Annotated in this window: 21 protein-coding genes; 7 read left to right on the forward strand and 14 right to left on the reverse strand. The window is 70.3% G+C overall.

The window, feature by feature from the left end; all coding sequences use genetic code 11:
• Window positions 1-40 precede the first annotated feature (40 nt).
• Window positions 41-250, reverse strand: a complete 210-nt coding sequence (locus A6A29_RS03135) for a DUF397 domain-containing protein (RefSeq protein ID WP_073718343.1) — start codon at window positions 248-250, stop codon at window positions 41-43.
• Window positions 251-486: 236 nt separating this feature from the next.
• Window positions 487-1,278, reverse strand: coding sequence for a class I SAM-dependent methyltransferase (locus A6A29_RS03140; RefSeq protein WP_073718344.1), 792 nt, complete (start codon window positions 1,276-1,278; stop codon window positions 487-489).
• 108 nt (window positions 1,279-1,386) lie between these two features.
• Between A6A29_RS03140 and A6A29_RS03145 the strand changes: the two genes are divergently transcribed.
• Window positions 1,387-1,629, forward strand: a complete 243-nt coding sequence (locus A6A29_RS03145) for a LysE family transporter (protein WP_338012856.1) — start codon at window positions 1,387-1,389, stop codon at window positions 1,627-1,629.
• Window positions 1,630-1,652: 23 nt separating this feature from the next.
• Here the strand turns inward: A6A29_RS03145 and A6A29_RS03150 are convergent, their stop codons facing one another.
• The 3 genes from A6A29_RS03150 to A6A29_RS03160 all read right to left on the reverse strand — a co-directional run bounded on the left by A6A29_RS03150 (window position 1,653) and on the right by A6A29_RS03160 (window position 3,343).
• Window positions 1,653-2,144 (reverse strand): MarR family winged helix-turn-helix transcriptional regulator, encoded by a 492-nt coding sequence (locus A6A29_RS03150; protein ID WP_073718345.1) that lies wholly within the window; start codon window positions 2,142-2,144, stop codon window positions 1,653-1,655.
• 132 nt (window positions 2,145-2,276) lie between these two features.
• The gene (locus A6A29_RS03155; protein WP_073718346.1) at window positions 2,277-2,486 is read right to left on the reverse strand and encodes a DUF397 domain-containing protein; all 210 of its coding nucleotides are present in this window, start codon (window positions 2,484-2,486) and stop codon (window positions 2,277-2,279) included.
• Window positions 2,483-3,343: a helix-turn-helix domain-containing protein gene (locus tag A6A29_RS03160; protein WP_241838302.1), complete on the reverse strand. Its 861-nt coding sequence runs from the start codon at window positions 3,341-3,343 to the stop codon at window positions 2,483-2,485. Before A6A29_RS03160 ends, A6A29_RS03155 begins: the two co-directional genes overlap by 4 nt.
• Before the next feature lie 71 nt (window positions 3,344-3,414).
• On the opposite strand from A6A29_RS03160, the gene A6A29_RS03165 reads away from it, so the two are divergent.
• The 3 genes from A6A29_RS03165 to A6A29_RS03175 all read left to right on the forward strand — a co-directional run bounded on the left by A6A29_RS03165 (window position 3,415) and on the right by A6A29_RS03175 (window position 5,263).
• Window positions 3,415-3,648 carry a hypothetical protein gene (locus tag A6A29_RS03165; protein WP_073718348.1) on the forward strand — a complete coding sequence of 78 codons (234 nt, stop codon included), beginning with the start codon at window positions 3,415-3,417 and terminating at the stop codon, window positions 3,646-3,648.
• Window positions 3,645-4,448: a hypothetical protein gene (locus A6A29_RS47730; protein WP_073718349.1), complete on the forward strand. Its 804-nt coding sequence runs from the start codon at window positions 3,645-3,647 to the stop codon at window positions 4,446-4,448. Before A6A29_RS03165 ends, A6A29_RS47730 begins: the two co-directional genes overlap by 4 nt.
• Before the next feature lie 206 nt (window positions 4,449-4,654).
• Window positions 4,655-5,263 carry a hypothetical protein gene (locus A6A29_RS03175; protein WP_073718350.1) on the forward strand — a complete coding sequence of 203 codons (609 nt, stop codon included), beginning with the start codon at window positions 4,655-4,657 and terminating at the stop codon, window positions 5,261-5,263.
• 232 nt (window positions 5,264-5,495) lie between these two features.
• Here the strand turns inward: A6A29_RS03175 and A6A29_RS03180 are convergent, their stop codons facing one another.
• On the reverse strand, window positions 5,496-6,458 hold the full coding sequence (locus A6A29_RS03180; protein WP_073718351.1) for an alpha/beta hydrolase: 963 nt from the start codon (window positions 6,456-6,458) through the stop codon (window positions 5,496-5,498).
• A gap of 76 nt (window positions 6,459-6,534) precedes the next feature.
• On the opposite strand from A6A29_RS03180, the gene A6A29_RS03185 reads away from it, so the two are divergent.
• Both A6A29_RS03185 and A6A29_RS03190 read left to right on the forward strand, forming a co-directional pair.
• Window positions 6,535-7,155 carry a TetR/AcrR family transcriptional regulator gene (locus A6A29_RS03185; protein ID WP_073718352.1) on the forward strand — a complete coding sequence of 207 codons (621 nt, stop codon included), beginning with the start codon at window positions 6,535-6,537 and terminating at the stop codon, window positions 7,153-7,155.
• A gap of 420 nt (window positions 7,156-7,575) precedes the next feature.
• Window positions 7,576-7,929: a beta/gamma crystallin domain-containing protein gene (locus A6A29_RS03190; RefSeq protein WP_073718353.1), complete on the forward strand. Its 354-nt coding sequence runs from the start codon at window positions 7,576-7,578 to the stop codon at window positions 7,927-7,929.
• A gap of 199 nt (window positions 7,930-8,128) precedes the next feature.
• Here A6A29_RS03190 and A6A29_RS03195 read toward each other — a convergent pair whose 3' ends face one another.
• The 7 genes from A6A29_RS03195 to A6A29_RS03225 all read right to left on the reverse strand — a co-directional run bounded on the left by A6A29_RS03195 (window position 8,129) and on the right by A6A29_RS03225 (window position 14,590).
• A complete protein-coding gene (locus tag A6A29_RS03195; RefSeq protein WP_073718354.1) occupies window positions 8,129-8,338 on the reverse strand; it encodes a hypothetical protein in 210 nt (69 codons plus the stop codon).
• A gap of 200 nt (window positions 8,339-8,538) precedes the next feature.
• Window positions 8,539-9,114 (reverse strand): hypothetical protein, encoded by a 576-nt coding sequence (locus A6A29_RS03200; RefSeq protein WP_073718355.1) that lies wholly within the window; start codon window positions 9,112-9,114, stop codon window positions 8,539-8,541.
• A complete protein-coding gene (locus A6A29_RS03205; protein ID WP_073718356.1) occupies window positions 9,111-10,511 on the reverse strand; it encodes a hypothetical protein in 1,401 nt (466 codons plus the stop codon). Before A6A29_RS03205 ends, A6A29_RS03200 begins: the two co-directional genes overlap by 4 nt.
• On the reverse strand, window positions 10,508-11,314 hold the full coding sequence (locus tag A6A29_RS03210; RefSeq protein ID WP_073718357.1) for an ABC transporter ATP-binding protein: 807 nt from the start codon (window positions 11,312-11,314) through the stop codon (window positions 10,508-10,510). The genes A6A29_RS03205 and A6A29_RS03210 overlap by 4 nt, the downstream gene beginning before the upstream one ends.
• Window positions 11,315-11,445: 131 nt before the next feature.
• Window positions 11,446-12,261, reverse strand: a complete 816-nt coding sequence (locus A6A29_RS03215; protein WP_073718358.1) for a hypothetical protein — start codon at window positions 12,259-12,261, stop codon at window positions 11,446-11,448.
• Window positions 12,258-12,761, reverse strand: coding sequence for an RNA polymerase sigma factor (locus tag A6A29_RS03220; protein WP_198953001.1), 504 nt, complete (start codon window positions 12,759-12,761; stop codon window positions 12,258-12,260). The genes A6A29_RS03215 and A6A29_RS03220 overlap by 4 nt, the downstream gene beginning before the upstream one ends.
• Before the next feature lie 515 nt (window positions 12,762-13,276).
• Window positions 13,277-14,590 (reverse strand): MFS transporter, encoded by a 1,314-nt coding sequence (locus A6A29_RS03225; protein ID WP_385732401.1) that lies wholly within the window; start codon window positions 14,588-14,590, stop codon window positions 13,277-13,279.
• A gap of 192 nt (window positions 14,591-14,782) precedes the next feature.
• Between A6A29_RS03225 and A6A29_RS03230 the strand changes: the two genes are divergently transcribed.
• Window positions 14,783-15,337, forward strand: coding sequence for a CGNR zinc finger domain-containing protein (locus A6A29_RS03230; RefSeq protein ID WP_073718361.1), 555 nt, complete (start codon window positions 14,783-14,785; stop codon window positions 15,335-15,337).
• 139 nt (window positions 15,338-15,476) lie between these two features.
• Here the strand turns inward: A6A29_RS03230 and A6A29_RS03235 are convergent, their stop codons facing one another.
• A complete protein-coding gene (locus A6A29_RS03235) occupies window positions 15,477-17,861 on the reverse strand; it encodes an ATP-binding cassette domain-containing protein (protein WP_073718362.1) in 2,385 nt (794 codons plus the stop codon).
• Window positions 17,862-18,058: the final 197 nt, after the last annotated feature.

Below are 18,058 nucleotides of genomic sequence, written 5' to 3' on the forward strand. Positions count from 1 at the left end.
GATCGGTATGCGCTGCTCAGTTGGCCAGTTGACCTGTTGGTCAGACGGCGCCGAACGCTCCGGCCTTGACGCCCGCCACGAAGCCGACGAACGCATCGGCGCGAAGGTTCAGGGTGGGACCGCGCAGATCCTTGGAGTCACGTACGGGGACCATGCCGCGCGAGGCGGCGAGGTTGGCAGCGACCTCGACGCAGTCGCCGCCGTTGTTGCTGTACGAGGACGTGAACCAGCAGGGGGATTCGGTCGTCACGGAGTGCCCTTTCCTGGCCGACTGATCATGGCAACGGCCGACGCCCGGGACAGCGGCTTCGACCCGCCTCTGACAGTAGGCCGTCAACACGGGCGGAAGTGAGGCGCTTTCCCGTCCAGGAGACTCGTCCGAACCCGCCCTTTCCTGGCTCAGCGAAGTCAGTGGGGGTCGGGCCGGCACAGCGCTCCACTTGGTCATTCGGAGACACGGCCGTCTCGGCGGGCCCCACGGCTGCGTCAGCCCGGCTTGACCGCCAGCGTCGCAAAGTAGTGCGACATGTAGGGAGCGGATGCGTTGGAGTGGTGCGGCGCTTCCGCGAAGCCGGTGAGGACGAACCCTGCGGCGAGTTGCCCGCCGATCTGGTCGGTGAGGGTGTGGCTGTATTCAAGAGGGGCATCCGCGCCGAACTTCGTGGCGCGTTCCTCGGCGGAGTAGTGCGTGACATCGCTGTAGGGCAGCTTGTGCACGACGATCAGCTCGCCGCGCTCGTCGAGCGCCTCGTGGTCGAACAAGTACGCATCAGGGTTGAGGAAGCCCGCGAGCAGAGTTCCGCCCGGTCGCAGGACGCGGAAGCACTCACGCCACACCGCTGCCACGTCGGGTACGAACAGGTTGGAGACCGGATGGAATACGACGTCGAATGTTGCGTCGCCGAAGTCGCTGAGGTCGAGCATGTCGCCCAGGACGGTGCGCAGCTCCAGTCCGTCGCGCGCCGCCACCATCCGGTCCTGGCCGAGCTGGCGGGGTGAGTTGTCGAAGACGGTGACCCGCGCCCCTGCGGCGGCGAGGATCGGACCCTGCTGGCCACCGCCGGAGGCCAGGCACAACACGTCCCTGCCGGTCAGGTCCGTCGGCAGCCAGGAGCGGTCGACCGGCTCATGCCCGACGAGAACAATCGACCAGTCGCCCCTGCGGGCGCGCTCGACATCCTCAGCACTCACCGGCACCGACCACTCGTTGCCCTCTTGGACACACTTGTCCCAGGCTGCCCGATTGTGGGCAACGGGGTCGACACCCATGTCCTGCACGTTTAACTCCCTGCTACAGCCAAGCGGACACCTGCGGTACTGACAGTTCGGTGCCACTAGCCAACACGATTGCAGGGTGTGGGCTCAACGAGATTAGCGGGCATCGAGGTGTCCACGGGCTCGACGGGTGGTCGCGCAGCGGGAGCGCAAGCGGCTGGTTGCCGGGGGTGCGGAAGCCTCCTGCTCACCACGGTGCACATCCTCATCGGCCTGATCTGGTCGGCCGTCCTCATCGGTTTCGCCCACGTGCTGCACGGCCGGCTCCGCAAGCCCCAGGCCCGCCGCCTGCTCGACCGGATCACCGGCACCGTCATCGCCGCATTCGGTATCCGACTGGCTCTCGGCGACTGAACACCCGGCCCGCCACGGTCCCGTCAGGAGCCTCCGGCTTCCTCGACGTTGGCCACCATCCTGCGCAGGACCTTGAGCGCGGCCACGTACTCCTCGTCGCTGATGCCCTCGTGGACCACGGCGCGCACATCGGTCACCAGCTCGCGCAGCCGCACCCTGGCGGCCTCCCCGGCCTCGGTGAGGTGCAGGCGGTGCCCGGCGTCGAACCGCAGCCAGCCACGGTGGACCAACTGGTCGACGACCCGCCCCATCTCGTGCGGCCCGTCCGCGAGGGGCGTCAGCTGGATGACGACCTCCTCACGACTCGGCGCCGCGGAACCGCCGTTCAGACGGTTCAACACCCAGTACTGCGGCTGCGTCACGTCGATCCTGGCCATCGCATCACGCAGATGCCGGGTGACGACCCCATGAGCGAGGCCGCTCCAGTACCCGACGGGCTGCGTGGCCAGCAGGTCGTCCGTGGCGGCAGGATCGGCCGGTGCCTGATCGGTGGCGGTGTCGGTCGGCGGTTTCATGATCCGACGCTATATCCCCCACGCGCGTGGGGGCGAGGCGATGCGGCACGTGACGGTGTCGGGCCGGGACAGCACGAAGCCCCACCATGCGGCGCACGACGGGGCTGTCCGGCTCGGTGAGGAACCGGGTGTTCAGACGGTGCCGAACTCTCCGGCCTTGACGCCCGCCACGAAGGAAGCGAACGCATCGGCGCGAAGGTCCAGGGTGGGACCGCTCAGATCCTTGGAGTCACGTACGGGGACCATGCCGCGCGAGGCGGCGAGGTTGGCAGCGACCTCGACGCAGTTGCCGCCATTGTTGCTGTAGGAGGACGTGAACCATTGGGGGGATTCGGTCGTCACGGGGTGCCCTTTCGTAACTGGCTGATCATGGCGACGGTCGCCGCCTGGGACAGCGCTTCGGCCTGTAGCTGATGGTAGGCCGTCAACATGGGCAGCACGGACGTACTTTCGCGGTCCAGGTGACCCTGCGCTTGGGACTCGGCATAGCAGATCACGGACCGATCAGACAGCGTCAGGAGATTGACCGGCAGGTCGAACGTGCGGCGCTCGCCTATCTCGTACGGTGCCACCTGAAGCATCGTGTTCGGCAGTTCGGCGAACTCGATCAGGCGCGCCAACTGGGCATCCATGATGGTGGTCCCGCCGACGGGCCGACGGATGCAGCTTTCGTCGATGGTCACGAACACCATGGGAGGGCGGCTCCGCACCAACGCCGCCTGTCGCTCCGCCAGGAACGAAACTCGCTCGGCGGCCTGCTCGGGCGTGACCGCTCCCCGGCGCACGGCACTGTCAGCCAACACCTTTGCGTACTCGGGTGTCTGCAACAGCCCGGGAATGATGCCGATTTCATACAGCCGGATCTCTACCGCCCGGCCTTCGTACCCCACGTACTCCGGGAAGCCTTCCAGCAGGCTGCCATGGCTGATCTCACGCCACTCGCGCTCGAACGAATCGGCTGTTCCTTCGGTCCCGAGTGCGGCATCAACACCGATCGAGAACCTGCGGGTTGGCGGTTTGCGGCCGTTCTCGACCCCGGAGACGTGCCGCCCGGTGTAGCCGATCCGTACACCGAGGTCGTCCTGCTTCCAGCCGCGCGCCTCTCGTGCGCTGCGTAATCGGGCGCCGTACGCCGCCTCCGGTGACGACTCCGGGTTCAACTCCTTGATGTTTACCAATGTGTTCTCCGTTTCTGCCACGTTGAATAAGGGCCGACCCTAGGTCACGCTCATCCCACCTGGTAGCGAAATGACCACGGAGAGGAACGATCGTGTCTACGAAAAACGGTTCTCCGAACGGACGTGCCCCCCACGTTCCGGCCCCCGGCACCCTCGTACGGCCGTTCGTCCACGACGACTTGCCCGCGCCGGAGCCGTGCCGGGGCTGCCAGGAGATCGACCACGCCGAGGCCGTAGCCGGTGCCGAACGCGACACCGCCAAGCAGGCCGCCTGCCGGCCCTCGCGCCGGCGCCACGAGGCTGCCGAGCACGGCGCGCCGTCATGACGTCGAGGTTCCTGGCGGTCCGGCTCGCCCTCACCATCGGGGCCACCGGAATCCTCCTGCGCCGGTACCTCCCCCGGATCATGCGGGCACTCGCCCCACAACCACCCCAGCCACCACCGCTGTTCGCCGAGCTGCAACGCATCGAGACCGACCCCGCGTACCGGGCCCTGTTCCTCACCGGACTGGACACAGCGATCGCCCGGCGCGAAGCGGAACGCACGGCCCGGCTGCACGCGGTCGAAGCGGCGGCCGAACTGCTCCGGCGCCTGATCCGCCCCCGCCCCGGCCCCCGCCACGGTGGCACCGACTACGTCGCCGAAGTCACCGTGACCGCCGGAACGAGGCGGGCGGTCCTGCTCGGCCGGGTCACCGTGCCCAACCGCCGTCTCGCCCTGCGCTGGCTCCGCAGGCAGGCACTACGGCTCGCGGACGGGCACGGACACCTCCAACCCCCCGACACCACCCCCTGGGCACGAGCGAGGAACGACGTCCGGCCGGTCACGTTCCACAGCTCCGACGCCCCCGAAAGCCTCCGCGCCTGGGCCGCCGACGACCAGCGCCAGACCGACGCACTGCACCACCTGGAAACCGGCACCGGCACCCTGCTCACCGTGACCGACCCGGCCGTCGGCCTCCACGTCACCCTCACCGGCCGACCCGCCCGGACGCACGGGACCACCGGCCTCCAGCACCCCACACACCCCCGTCCTGGTCGCGTTCGCAGTGGCTCCCCCACGGGCGACCAGGACGGGCACCACCCAACAAGGCACCGAACACACCCCATGGAAACCACCCCCTGAGACCCGGATCCAGGACTGCCCCCACTGCAACCTCTGCACCGGCACCAAACCCGGCCGCCCCTACGCGAAAGCCACCCCGCCCACCACGGCACCCCGCACCCCCGGCACACACCCGGCGGCCCAGTAACCCCCAAACCCCGCCCGGCTGCCCCCTGTCATGGGGACGGCGGCAGCCGGGCGGCCCCCACCCCCACAAGGAGGAACCCATGCCTCTCCTGACCCCGTACGTCGCCTCACGGAGCACCGACAGAGGCATGCCGGAATCCACCCTCGACGTCGAGTTCACCGCGAACGGGCCCCGGCTCACGTACCGGGACGTACGTCCGGAAGACCGGGACAGGCACGGGAACCTGTGGGTCCGCGTGGATGAGTCCCCGCAGCCGGGCCCCGTCCTGTACGACTCCCTGCACTCCACCCGCCAACGCACCTGCATGGAAAACCTGTTGTGCCAGGTCTGCGCACAGCCCGCCGACCGGAACAAAGAGGGCTGGCTGTTCATGGACTGGCGACGCGAGGACTCACCCCCCACCTGGCCCGAGAAATCACTCACCACCATGCCCCCGCTCTGCACCGAACACGCCCGCATCTCCGTACGGCAATGCCCCTTCCTCCGCCGCGGCGAACACGTCCTCCTACGCGTCAGGAAACCCCACCTCTACGGAGTGTCCGGCACCCTCTACCGCCTCACCACCACCGGCTGGATCTCCACCGAAAACGGACAACTCTCCCCCTACAGCAAACCCCGCTACCCCGGCATGCTCGCCTTCCTCCTCATCCGAGAACTACGCGGAGCGACCGTCGTGGACCTTCCCTAGCCCCCAGCACCACGGCGAGACCGGATCGCACAACGGCAGGACAGCGTGCCCAATGGTCTCAGGCCACCAGTTCGTGCGCTCGATTCCGCACGTCGTCGACGGCCGCGGTCCATGTCGGGGCGGGAAGCGACGAGGGCTGAATCGATGCGCGCGGCGTCATCGAGGGCCTGATGGGCCGCAGTGACGCCTTGTTCCGGTTTCCCTTCATCGAACAGCGCGGCGGCCGGCTGCGTCATACGGCGAGGGCGGTCCGGAGGAACGCGAGGATGTCCGCCCGCGCGGCCTCGGCCTGCTGTGCCATGCCCGGCGTGGCGAGGAACCCATGCCCCGCTCCGGGGTATTCGGCGAGCTGCGCGGGCGTCCCCGCCGCTCGCAGTCGCTCGGCGTAGCGGCGGCCGTGATCGGCCAACGGGTCGTGGGTGGGTACCACCAGGAGCGCCGGGGCCAGCCCGTCGAGGCGGTCTGCGTGCAGCGGTGAGAAGGCGCGGGGGTCGGTTCCCGGTGGAACGGCGAGCCGCCGGAACACGTGAAGCAGCGGCAGGCTGAGGGTCGGGGTCAGGGCGTGCTCGGTGAACGAGGCGTGGTCGAACATCGCCCCGGTCATATCGACAGCGGGGTTGACGAGCACCTGCGCCCTGAGACGCAGGCCGGCCTCCCTGGCCCGGATCGCTGCCAGGGCGCTGATCAACGCGCCGCAGCTCTCGCCGAGGACGGCGGTCCGCGCCGGGTCGATGCCCCACTGCTCGGCGTGCCGCACCACGTGCTGAAGCACGTCCCAGCCGTCGTCGACGGCTGCCGACAGCGGGGTTTCCGGGTCGATGAGGCGGTGCTCGACCGAGACGATGAGTGCGGGCAGGTGGGCGGCGAGCCCGCTGTTGTTCCAGTCGCTCTGCACCGCCGTACCCACGAACCCTCCTCCGTGTACGTGGACCACCAGGGGCAGATCCGTCCGGCCGGCGCCTTCGTCGTCGCGCCCGGCGGTCGGCCGGTACACGCGGACCGGGAGCTCGCGGCCGGGCAGCGCCACCTCCTGCCAGTGGATCGCGGCGCCGGGGTCCGGCTGTCCGGTGATCGCCCGCGCCGAGTCGGACGCCCGGAAGCGGTTCTCCGCGTCGCGGTAGGCGACCAGATCCTCTGTCGTGAGCGCCGACCAGTCCGGCTGCGGAGGCCGCCCCTCGGCAGTGACCTCGCTCATGTCTTCTCCTCGTCGAGAGAGTTACGCGACTTCAGGTATCGATACCCAAGGTAGCGAAACGAGGTACCGTATGGCTATGCCATCGCCCACATCCGCCAGGTCACCCGGCCGCCCACGCTCCGGCGTCCACGCTGCGGTGTTCGCCGCGACGCTGAGCACGGTGCGGGAGCTCGGCTACGCGCGCGCCACCGTCGAGCGCATCGCGGCCACAGCCGGCGTCGCGAAGTCGACGGTGTACCGGCGCTGGCCGTCGAAGGGCGTGCTGATCGTGGACTGTCTCCTGGACGCCTTCGGCCCGGCACCGCTGGAGGGTGCCGGGCGGAGCGAGCTGATGTCCTCGACGATCCGCTGGATAGCGGCGAAGATCGGTGAACCCGGGGTGGGTGACGCGTTCGCCGGTGTGTTCAGTGACGCCGTCAGCGATCCGGCCCTGCGCGAGATCCTGTCCTCGCGTTTGCAGGACCCGTACCGCATCGCACTCCAGGACGCGCTCGGCGAGCCGGAGCACCGGGTCCTGTTCTTCATCGATGTCGTGGTCGGCGTCCTGCTGCACCGGATGGGCATGACCGGCGAGCCGATGGGCCGTGCCGACGTCGACGCGCTGGTCGAGATGGTTCTGCCTTACTTCGCCGAAGCGGGCGCACCGCGCCGGGACGGGGCCGGTCCCGGCGCCGGACGCTCACCGCATCTCGCGTAGGCGTCGGCCGTCCCGCGCATCCGGTCCCCCGTGGCCCGGGGCGCGCCGCCGTCGCGCACAAAGCCACGCCGCATCCGACCCTGCGCCCCTGCTCCACCCACTCGTACGGGCATTCCGATCCGTTTCGAAAGCCGCATCCGACCGGGCCGCCGCGAAACCGGGATGGGCCCACGGCAGCCATGGGATTGAAATATGTTAACCCTCCCAGGCGCTCTCGATCTAGACATTTAGGGGTGCATTCCGGCCCAGAGAGCCGCGAATGATTGCCATACACACCTGCCTTACAGGATCTTCGTAGAGTAAGCCCGAGACGAGACGACGGAAGGTCCGAACAAAGGCGGGCGGATATGTTTCGACGCGTCTTCATTTGTCCGAATGCACCGTCGCCTCCCAGTTCGAATATCGAATGAAGGAGAACTTGTGATCTCAAAGACGAAGAGGTTCGCCCGTTCCGCAGCCGTGGCGTTCGCCGCCACCGTCGGGGTCACGATGGCCATGCCCACGGGCAACGCCTTCGCCATCGACCACGTCGAGTGCCGTGGCGGGGAGAACTTCCTGAAGATCTGGTCGCACCTGGACGGCAGCTCCAGCGTGGACTGCTACGCCAACAAGGGCCGGACCGGCTTCGGCAGCTGGTGGGTCGACCGTATTTCGACGGGCAACAACGATCTCATCTACTACGACGCGAACGGCGACTCGGTGCGCATCGACCGGTGGACCGACATCACTTTCCCGAACCACCCCCCGCGGGTCAAGGACATCGAAATCCTTTAGCTGACGAGCGGGCCGGTGTACCGCGAAATGCCGCGCCGACTCACGGCTCTTCGCGGATTCGATCCCCTTTTCGAACGGACCTGAATTCAACGCGGGGTTGAATTAACCGCTGCCCGGCTCATCGATACAGGCCACGCACTTTCCGCGTGGCCTGTATCGGCGTGTTCGGCGCCACCGTTCACGGCGTCACCGTTCACGCTCAGCCGTCGCCGCTGTTGCTGCCGCCGCCGACGGACCACCTGTTCCGGCGCCGGTTCCTTCCCCTCATGTCACGTACCACCGTCCCTGCGGCCAGCGTCACGGCCGCCACGGCGCGGACCCAGCGGGGCCCACCGCGCCCCGCCCAGACCACACACACGCACCCGCCGACGGCGAGGGCCAAAACGACGAGCAGTGCCGCCTGCACCATGGTTCCCACCTTCGCGTTCAGTCCGCCGGTCCCACCGATCGTCCCGGGACCGGCGGACGCTCCCCGGACCCCGGGCGGGTCGCCGCCCGTCGATCCTCCGGCCAGTTATGTCGACGCGAATCCCGACGCGGACGGTTCCGTGCGCACAACGACCGGGTGGCACAGGGCCTTCTCCTCCTGGAACCCGGTCCCGGCCACCACTATCGCCTGGGGCCCCCGACCGCGTAGACCGCCGTGCCGGCGACGGCCAGGACGAGGGCCGTCCAGGTGGCGGTCGGCGTGCCGGTCGGCAGCATCATCCAGGTCAGCACCTGCGTCCCCACACCCGACGCGGGCGGTACGACGAAGGAGACCGACAGCCACGCGAACGGCGGGATCCACGCGTACTGCACCCCGCACCAGGCCGCCCCGAAGGCGACGAGTCCGATCAGCCCCGCGCTGTTGCGCACGACGAAGGCGGCGGAGACCGACTGGCCGCTCAACGTCTGCACCGCCAGCAGCACCGCGCCGATGAGCACGCCGCAGAGCAGCACGTGCGCCGCCCTGCGGGGCATCCAGCGGATCGCGGCCGTCCGGTCCAACGCGCGGTCCTGGCCGCCCAGACCGACCGAGAACGCCATGGCTCCCGCGGTAAGGATGAGCATGATCAGCCGCGGGTCTCCCAGCGTGCCGCCGCCGATCCCGGCGAGTGCCCACACCACCAGCGCGCCGAACACCACCGCCGCGAGCGAGGCGGGCACCTGCCGCGAGCGCGCGTACAGGGTCAGCCATCTCACCGGAGCGCACCACCGTTCAGTACGGTCAGCGCGTCCTCCGACGAGCAGGAGACCGCGGCGGCGTGCATGGCGCCGATCCGCCGCTGCTGCTCCGCCTTCGGCAGCGCGACGAACTTCTTCCACACCGGGCGGGCCAGGTCGTTCTGGTCCTTCGCGGAATACATGGTCCCGGCGAGCGGCCGGAGGTCCTCCCCGAGGACCCACGCGGTCGCGATGATCTGCGCGGCGGCCTCCTCCTGCGTGCCGCTCTCGTTCTCGCTGCGGGGGCTGCACAGCGGAACCATGCCCTGGGCGACCAGGGCCCGGGTGACCGGCCGTTCGCCCTCGGCCTCGCCGATCGTCCGGTCGTCGAAGTCGAGGAGCACGGAGTCGCGCGGGCGTTCCGGCGTGGCGCCGATCGCCTTCGGAACGGCGGTCTCACGGATGGCGACGGGGGCCCGGTCGCCCAGGGCGCCGCGCATCAGCCGAAGCGCCTCCTTGCCGGGACCCGCCAGGCCGTCGAGCCTCGCCTGCCGGAGTGTCGTCACGCACACCGGGCCGTCGCACACCTGCTTCGCCGCGGCCCGGTCGACGACGTACGTGTCGCGGGCGGTGGTCGGCAGCAGGAGCAGGGCGAGCGCCCCGCCCGCCACCAGGGGGGTGAGGGCGAGCAGCCGGGTGTGCGGGCGGGCGGCGGCCAGCAGGGCCAGACCCGTCGCGGCCATGCCGAGCAGCCAGAGCGTCTGCCCGAGGTGCACGGAGGCGGAGAGCGTGAGGAGCGTTTCGCGGACGTCGGCCGTCGCCGGTGACAGCAGCGAGAGAGCGTTCGACATGAACCCGGCGGTCGGCAGCGGGGCGTCCGAAGTCTGCATCTGCCGGAAGAAGTTGTTGAACACCAGGGCGGCCACGGCCAGTGCGGGCGGGGTGAGGACGGAGGGCAGGGCCCGCGCGACCCCCATGCCGAGGACCGCCCCGGCGCCCAGTGAGAGCGCCCCCACCAGCGCGATGGGCAGCCAGCCGACGTGGGCGTACGAGGCGTCGCCCGCGAGGACCTGTACCGCGCCCACGACGACGAGGAGAGCGAAGGCCGCGAACAGCGCGAATGCCGTCGTGCCCGCCAGGGTCGCCGCGCGGTCCCGTGCGGGCCGTGGGGTGCTGGTCAGCAGTTCGGGCATCTTCGAGCGGTGGTCGCGCAGCCCCTGGAGCGCCCCGAGCCCGATGGCGAGCGGCCAGAGGAAGAACAGCAGGTACCGGATCCACAGGGCCATGGAGGTCCACTGGGCGGTCCACAGGGCGGAGCCCTTCGACCACGGTCCGGGGATGAGGAGGAGGAACGCGAGCGCGGCCACCAGGATGACGGCGCCGGCCCACGGGGCGACGGACCGCCGCAGTTCGATGCGCAGAATACGGAGGTTCACCAGGCGCCCTTCGTCTGTGCGGGGTCGGCCAGCAGTGCCGAGTAGCCGCGCTCCAGCGGGCTGTCGCCCACGTGTTCCGGGCCGCCCGCCGCGGCCAGCTCGTCCGGGGTGCCCTGGAAGACCAGCCGTCCTTCGGCGAAGAGCACCACGTCGGTGCAGGCGGCGGCCACGTCCTCCACCAGATGGGTCGAGACGACCACGCAGGCGTCCGTCCCCAACTCCTGGAGCAGATCGCGGAAGCGCAGCCGCTGCGCCGGATCCAGGCCGACCGTCGGCTCGTCGAGAAGCAGGATCGACGGGTCGTTGACGATGGCCTGGGCGATACCGGCCCGTCGCACCATCCCGCCCGACAGGGCCTTCATCCGGTCGTCGGCGCGGTCGGCCAGACCGACCCGCTCCACGGCGCGCTGCGTCGCCCCGGGGATGTCCGCCTTGGGCACCTCCTTGAGCCACGCCATGTACTCGACGAACTCGCGCACGGTGAAGCGCTTGTAGTAGCCGAAGTCCTGCGGCAGGTAGCCGATCCGGCGGCGCAGCGCCCGGTGCTCGCCCAGCCCGCCCGCGGACTCCCCGAGCAGCTCCAGCTCACCCCCGGCGGGGCGCAGTACGGTGGCCAGCGCCCGGATGAGGGTGGTCTTGCCCGCCCCGTTGGGGCCGAGAAGTCCGTGTACTCCGGTGCCCAACGACAGGTCGAGCCCGTCGACGGCCATCCGGTTCCTGCCGACCTTCACCTTCAGTCCGGTCGCCCGGATCTCCCAGGCGTAGGCCGTGGGCGCGATGTCGGCCCTGCTCACTGCGGGCATCGTGCGCTTCCTGTTCTGTTGGTTCTGTTGGTTCGGCTGACTCTGTTGGTTCTGTTGGTTCTGTTGGCTCGGCTGATTCGGCTGACTCTGTTGGTTCTGTTGGGGTTCTCCCGGGGTTCCGGGAGGGGGGTTCAACGGTTCGCTCCCAGCACGGTGTACGCGCCCCTGCGGGCGATCACGACGGCGACGCCGAGCGCGAGGATCAGCGCCCACACCGGCAGTCCGCCCTCCTGAAGGGCGGCGGCCGTACGGCTGGTGGCCAGGGTCGGCGCCGCCACCACCACGGCCCATGCGGCCACCATGGCGACGGCGGCGCGGGTCACGCCGATCACGCCGCCGAGCGCGAGGGTCATCGAGGTGAAGGCCAGGCAGGGCAGCAGCCACTGCGCGGCCGTCACCCCCGTCGCCCATCCCCCCGCCAGCAGCGCGGGGATCACCACGGCGAGCACGGAGGCGGTGCGCCGCAGCACCAGTTGCAGCCCGGCTCGCGGTGTGGAGGCCGTCAGCTCGTACGCCGGGTCCAGGCCCCGCGACCACGAGGCGGCCACCCCGCACACGGGCAGGAGAGGGGCGAGCAGCAGCACCAGCGACACCTGGCCGGAGCCGGGTCCCACCAGGTCCAGCAGCAGCGCGAGCGCCGTCACGGCCAGGACCATGGCCAGCCACGGCGTCATGGCGGGCGTCGTCCACGCCGACAGCCTCGTACGGCGCCGGCGCGACGGTGCCGGGACGGCCGCGGCCAGTTGGTGTTCGAGATCGGACCAGACGGCGCCGGTCAGCGCCACCAGCGCGGGGGCCTCGACAGTGACGGCCGCCGACAGCCGGTCACGACAGACCCGGCACCCTTCCAGATGGGCCTCCAGGGCCCATACCTCGTCCGCGACGAGGTCCGTGTCGCCGCGCGCGTACCCGTCGATGAGCCGTGCCGACGCGTGTTCCACGTTCATGCCAGCGCCTCCCGCATCATGATCCGGGCCCGTCGGGCGCGGGTCTTGACCGTTCCCTCGGGCACTCCGAGCAGAACGGCGGTCTCCCGGACGGACAGTCCGTCGAGCACCATGGCCTGCAGTACTTCTCTGAGCTCCGGCGCGAGGCGCCGCAGCGCGTCACCGACGTCACCGCCGACGGTGCCCACCAGCGCCTCCTCCTCGGCCGCGGGCGCCACGGGGTGCGGAGCGGCGGCGGGCGGTGGCTCCGCGTGGTGGGCCCTGCGCCGGAACGCGTCGACGAGGCGGCGGGCCGCGATCGTCCACAGCCAGCCGACGGCCGTTCCTCCGGTGTGGCTCCCGGCGAAGGAGCCCGCCGCCCGCCACACCGCCAGATACGTCTCCTGCATGACCTCGGCGACGATCTGCGGGTCGGCGCAGCGACGGCGCAGCCGCACCGCCAGCCACGGCGACGTGCGCCGGTACAGCTCCTCGAAGGCGGCCCGGTCACCCCGGGCCACGCGTCGGAGGAGACGCTCCTCGTCCAGTTCCTGCGGCGGTGCCGCCCCGAGCCGTTTCACACCTGCTAGACGCCCTGCCGGGGCCGCAGGTTTTCCCCAGGGCGTGATCCGGGTCACACGCGGGGGTGGTGTTGCCGCTCAACTCAGGGCGGCGCCGCCGCCGGGCACCCTTTAGCGACAGGTTTAGTGAGGTTAGGCTAACTTCGCCATGATCATCGCGATGGAGGGGTTACCGACGTGGGGGCACGCGGGAACGGGACGGGACAGATACCGCTCGCCGGCTGAGCATCGGCAATCTGCTGTTCTTCTCGCTGTCGACCTTCGCCCTGTGGAACGCCCGCGGGGGCGCACCGGCCGACCGGGCGGTCGTCCTCCGCCTACCGATCAGCCCGTGAGCCGTTGCTGCTGAGCCGTTGACCTGCTGAGCCGGTGAGCCAGTGAGCTGCTGGACCCGTGAGCCGGTGAGCCGCCGAGGCAGTGGACCTTGAGGCTCACCGGACGTCCGGGCTTCCCGCTCAGAGCGCCCTGCGCAGTTCGCCCGTGGTCACGATCCGCAGGAACGGCGGGATCGTGAGGGCGATGGCGGCCGCGAAGACGAGGAACGCCGCCCGTATTCCGAACCACTCGGCCAGCACGCCGATGAGGGCCGCGCCCACCGGCATGCCGCCCCAGGTGAGCAGGCGGGAGGCGCTGGAGTAGCGGCCCATCAGGGCGTCCGGGACCAGGTTCTGGGAGATGAGGCGGGCGTTGACCGTCCAGAGGGTGCCGCCCATGCCGCCGAGGAAGGCCGCGACGGCGACGGCCCAGAGGTTCGCCGTGAGGACGGGGACCGCCATCATCGCCAACGTACCGAGCAGGTCCGCGAACATCGCCCACCGGCGGCCGAGCAGCCGGTTGACCCGGACCACGGCCAGGGTGCCGACCAGCCCGCCGACGCCGAGGGCGCTGAGGACAATGCCGTATTCCTGGGTGGAGAGCCCCATCAACTCCTTGGCGATCAGCGGCATCAGGGCCAGCCAGGCGCCCCAGCTCGCACACAGGACCGTGAGGATCAGACTCATGGTGCGCAGCAGCCGGTGCCGCCACAGGTAGCGCAGCCCTTCGGTGAGCCGGCCGCCCGCCCCGCCCGCGCCCTTCTGCGGCGCGGCGGCGGGCCGCTCGGCGCGGAACCGGCCGACGAGCAGGAACAGCAGCAGTACGGCCGCGAGGTACCCGGCCCAGGTCGCGCCGAGCGCGATTCCCGTCCCGGCGGCCAGGAGCAGGCCGCCGACCATGGGTCCGCAGAACTCGTTGGCGGCGGTCTCGACTCCGGTGATCCACGCGTTGGCGCGTTCGCGTGCGGCACGCGGGACCAGGGTGGGGATCAGGGCCGACTCAGCGGTCTGCGCGACGACTTCGGCGATGCCGAGCGCCGCGCCCGTGACGGCCAGGGACGTGAGGGTGACCTGCCCGGTGGTGACGGTCTGGAACAGCCAGCCGACCGCGAGGAGCCGCACCCCGTTGGCCAGCCAGAGCAGCCGCCGACGGTCGACGCGGTCCACGAGCAGCCCGACCGGGAGGGAGACGAGCAGCCACGGCAGCGTGAGGGTGAGGGCGATCAGGGCGACCGGGCCGGGCGAGCTGGTGATCCGGGTGGCCAGCACCGGCAGCGCGATCTTGATGATCCCGTCCGCGAGGTTGGTGAACGCGGTGAGGGCGAGCAGGACGCGGGTGTTGCGGGTGCCGTGCGCATCCGCTGCGGGCGACACGGGCGGTCCAAGCGACGTGGGCGGCACGGGCGGCGCAAGCGACGTGGGCGACACGGACGGCGCGGGAGACGCAGGCACCACGGGCGGCGCAGACGGCGTGGGCGGTGCCGCGTCCTCGGTGGCCGATGGAGCCTGAGCACCCATGAAGCATTCCCCTAACCCTCTAAACGTTTGACCGGTTATCCGTACGCAGCCTGACATCACCGGCGCGAACCAGTCAAGCGCTTAGCCGGTTACGTGAGGGGTAGACTGACCAGGACCAGGAGGTGAGCCATGCTCGAAGCACCGCCTTCGGCCCAGCTGGTCGAAGCGTTCGCCAACACCGTCGATGTCGAACTGGGCACCGACGACGTGACCGAGCCCGCGCAGCTCGCCGCCTGGCTGACCGAGCGGGGGCTCCTGCCGCCCGACGGCCGGATCTCTCCCGCCGACCACGATCTGGCGCTGCGGCTGCGCGACGGAATCCGCGAGGAACTGGGCGTACACGCGGGCGACTCCCCCGACGCGCGTCGCGTGGCGGCGGCCGAGGAGGCCCTGCGCGAGCTGCCGCTCCTCGCCACCGTACGGCGAGGAGCGGGCCCGTCCCTGATTCCCGACCCCGAACTCCCGCCCGCCAGGCAGGCGTTGGCGGCCGTCGCCATCGCGTGGAGCGAACTGCTCGCCACCGGCGAGGTCGCCCGCCTCAAGCGCTGTGCCGAGCACGCCTGCGCCTGGGTGTTCTGGGACGTCTCCAAGAACCGCAGCCGCCGCTGGTGCTCCATGCGGGTCTGCGGCAACCGGACCAAGGCCCGCCGGTACGCGGCCAAGCACGCCGCCGGCAGCGACTGAGACTCCCGCCGGAGCGGGGCCCGACCGGCTCAGCCCCGCTCGGACTCGCTCGGACCCGCCCAGCCCCGCTCGGACCGGCTCAGACCCGCTCAGACCCACTCCGGCCCGTTCAGACCCGCTCCGATCCGTTCAGCCCCGTTCAGACCCCGACGTACGCCGCCAGGTGCTCGCCGGTGAGGGTGGAGCGGTCGGCGGCGAGGTCGGCGGGGGTGCCTTCGAAGACGACCCGGCCGCCGTCGTGACCGGCGCCGGGGCCGAGATCGATGATCCAGTCGGCATGCGCCATGACCGCCTGGTGGTGCTCGATGACGATGACCGACTTCCCGGAGTCGACCAGCCGGTCGAGCAGGCCGAGCAACTGCTCCACATCGGCGAGGTGGAGTCCGGTGGTCGGCTCGTCGAGGACGTAGACGCCGCCCTTCTCGCCCATGTGGGTGGCCAGCTTGAGCCGCTGCCGCTCGCCGCCGGACAGCGTGGTGAGCGGCTGACCGAGGCTGATGTAGCCCAGCCCGACATCGGCGAGCCGGACGAGGACGCGGTGCGCGGCGGGCGTACTCGCCTCGCCGGAGCCGAAGAACTCCTCCGCCTCGCTCACCGACATCGCGAGCACCTCGCTGATGTCACGGCCTCCGAAGCGGTACTCCAGCACCGATGCCTGGAACCGCTTCCCCTCGCACTCCTCGCAGGTGCTGGCGACACCGGCCATCATCCCCAGGTCGGTGAAGACGACACCGGCACCGTTGCACGTGGGGCAGGCGCCCTCGGAGTTGGCGCTGAACAGTGCGGGCTTCACGCCGTTGGCCTTCGCGAACGCCTTGCGGATCGGGTCGAGCAGTCCGGTGTACGTCGCCGGATTGCTCCGCCGCGAGCCCTTGATCGGCGCCTGGTCGATGGACACCACGCCCTCACCGGTGGGAATCGACCCGTGCACGAGCGAGCTCTTGCCGGAACCGGCGACCCCCGTGATGACGGCCAGGACCCCGAGGGGGATGTCGACGTCGACATCGCGCAGGTTGTTCTCCGTCGCGCCGCGGATCTCCAGCGCGCCGGTGGGCTTGCGCACGGTCTCCTTGAAGGAGGACCGGTCGTCGAAGTGGCGGCCGGTGACCGTGCCGCCGGCCCGCAGCCCCTCGACGGTGCCCTCGAAGCAGACGGTGCCGCCCGCCGTACCGGCGCCGGGGCCGAGGTCGACCACATGGTCGGCGATCGCGATCGTCTCCGGCTTGTGCTCCACGACGAGCACCGTGTTGCCCTTGTCCCGCAGCCTCAGCAGCAGGTCGTTCATCCGCTGGATGTCGTGGGGGTGCAGCCCGATGGTGGGCTCGTCGAAGACGTAGGTGGTGTCGGTGAGCGAGGAGCCGAGGTGGCGGATCATCTTGACGCGCTGTGCCTCGCCGCCCGACAGCGTGCCGGCCGGCCGGTTGAGCGAGAGATAGCCGAGACCGATCTCCACGAACGAGTCGAGCGTCTGGCCCAGCGCGTCGAGCAGCGGCGCCACCGACGGCTCGCGGAGGCCGCGTACCCATTCGGCCAGGTCGCTGATCTGCATCGCGCACGCGTCGGCGATGCTGATCCGCTTGATCTTCGAGGACCGGGCCCCCTCGCTGAGCCGGGTGCCGTCGCACTCGGGACAGGTGGTGAAGGTGACCGCCCGCTCCACGAACGCCCGGATGTGCGGCTGCATCGCCTCCTTGTCCTTGGCCAGGAACGACTTCTGGATCTTGGGGATCAGCCCCTCGTAGGTGAGGTTGATGCCGTTGACCTTCATCTTGGTCGGCTCGCCGTAGAGGAAGTCCCGCATCTCCTTCTTGGTGAACCTGCTGATCGGCTTGTGCGGGTCGAGGAAGCCCGACTGGGCGTAGAGCCCCACGGTCCACTGGCTGTCCGACTTCCAGCCGGGGATGGTGAACGCGCCCTCGGCGAGCGACTTGGAGTCGTCGTAGAGCTGGGTGAGGTCGATGTCGGAGACGGTGCCCCGGCCCTCGCAGCGCGTGCACATGCCGCCGGTGCGGTTGAAGGTCGCCTTCACGGCCTTCTTGGCACCGCGGTCGACGGTGATCGCACCGCTGGCCCGGACGGAGGGGACGTTGAACGCGTACGCGCCGGGCGGGCCGATGTGCGGCTTCCCGAGCCGGCTGAAGAGGATGCGCAGCATCGCGTTGGCGTCGGTGGCTGTGCCGACCGTCGAGCGCGGGTCGGCGCCCATCCGCTGCTGGTCGACGATGATCGCCGTCGTCAGCCCTTCGAGGACGTCGACCTCGGGCCGCGCCTGCGTCGGCATGAAGCCCTGGACGAAGGCGCTGTACGTCTCGTTGATCAGCCGCTGCGACTCCGCGGCGATCGTGCTGAACACCAACGAGCTCTTGCCCGAACCGGAGACCCCCGTGAACACCGTCAGCCGGCGCTTCGGGATCTCGATGCTGACGTCCTTGAGGTTGTTCTCCCGCGCGCCGTGCACGCGGATCAGGTCGTGACTGTCGGCAGCGTGCGGCGCAGGCGACTGCGGGTCCTTCTTCGTGGCCATGCTGGTCGTTCTCCGGCTTCTGCGTCGTCGGCTTGCGCTTCGTCGGCATCTGGTACGTCGGCTCGCGCGTCGTCCGCCTGCGCGCCGTCGGCCTGCGCGTCGTCGGCCTGCGCGTCGTCGCCCTGCGGTCGTGCTGAGGGTCCGCTGCCTCCCTGACGGGCGGGGCGCTCAGCCATGGGCCGGGACCCTACCGCAGG

The sequence above is a fragment of the Streptomyces sp. TSRI0281 genome (genome assembly GCF_001905125.1).
Lineage (GTDB): Bacteria > Actinomycetota > Actinomycetes > Streptomycetales > Streptomycetaceae > Streptomyces.

Coding starts and splice junctions, on each gene's coding strand:
- A6A29_RS03150 (WP_073718345.1), bottom strand. CDS start 2,144: ATGAAACCGCCGACCGACACCGCCACCGATCAGGCACCGGCCGATCCT.
- A6A29_RS47730 (WP_073718349.1), top strand. CDS start 3,645: ATGACGTCGAGGTTCCTGGCGGTCCGGCTCGCCCTCACCATCGGGGCC.
- A6A29_RS03175 (WP_073718350.1), top strand. CDS start 4,655: ATGCCTCTCCTGACCCCGTACGTCGCCTCACGGAGCACCGACAGAGGC.
- A6A29_RS03180 (WP_073718351.1), bottom strand. CDS start 6,458: ATGAGCGAGGTCACTGCCGAGGGGCGGCCTCCGCAGCCGGACTGGTCG.
- A6A29_RS03185 (WP_073718352.1), top strand. CDS start 6,535: ATGCCATCGCCCACATCCGCCAGGTCACCCGGCCGCCCACGCTCCGGC.
- A6A29_RS03195 (WP_073718354.1), bottom strand. CDS start 8,338: ATGGTGCAGGCGGCACTGCTCGTCGTTTTGGCCCTCGCCGTCGGCGGG.
- A6A29_RS03210 (WP_073718357.1), bottom strand. CDS start 11,314: ATGCCCGCAGTGAGCAGGGCCGACATCGCGCCCACGGCCTACGCCTGG.
- A6A29_RS03215 (WP_073718358.1), bottom strand. CDS start 12,261: ATGAACGTGGAACACGCGTCGGCACGGCTCATCGACGGGTACGCGCGC.
- A6A29_RS03230 (WP_073718361.1), top strand. CDS start 14,783: ATGCTCGAAGCACCGCCTTCGGCCCAGCTGGTCGAAGCGTTCGCCAAC.
- A6A29_RS03235 (WP_073718362.1), bottom strand. CDS start 17,861: ATGGCCACGAAGAAGGACCCGCAGTCGCCTGCGCCGCACGCTGCCGAC.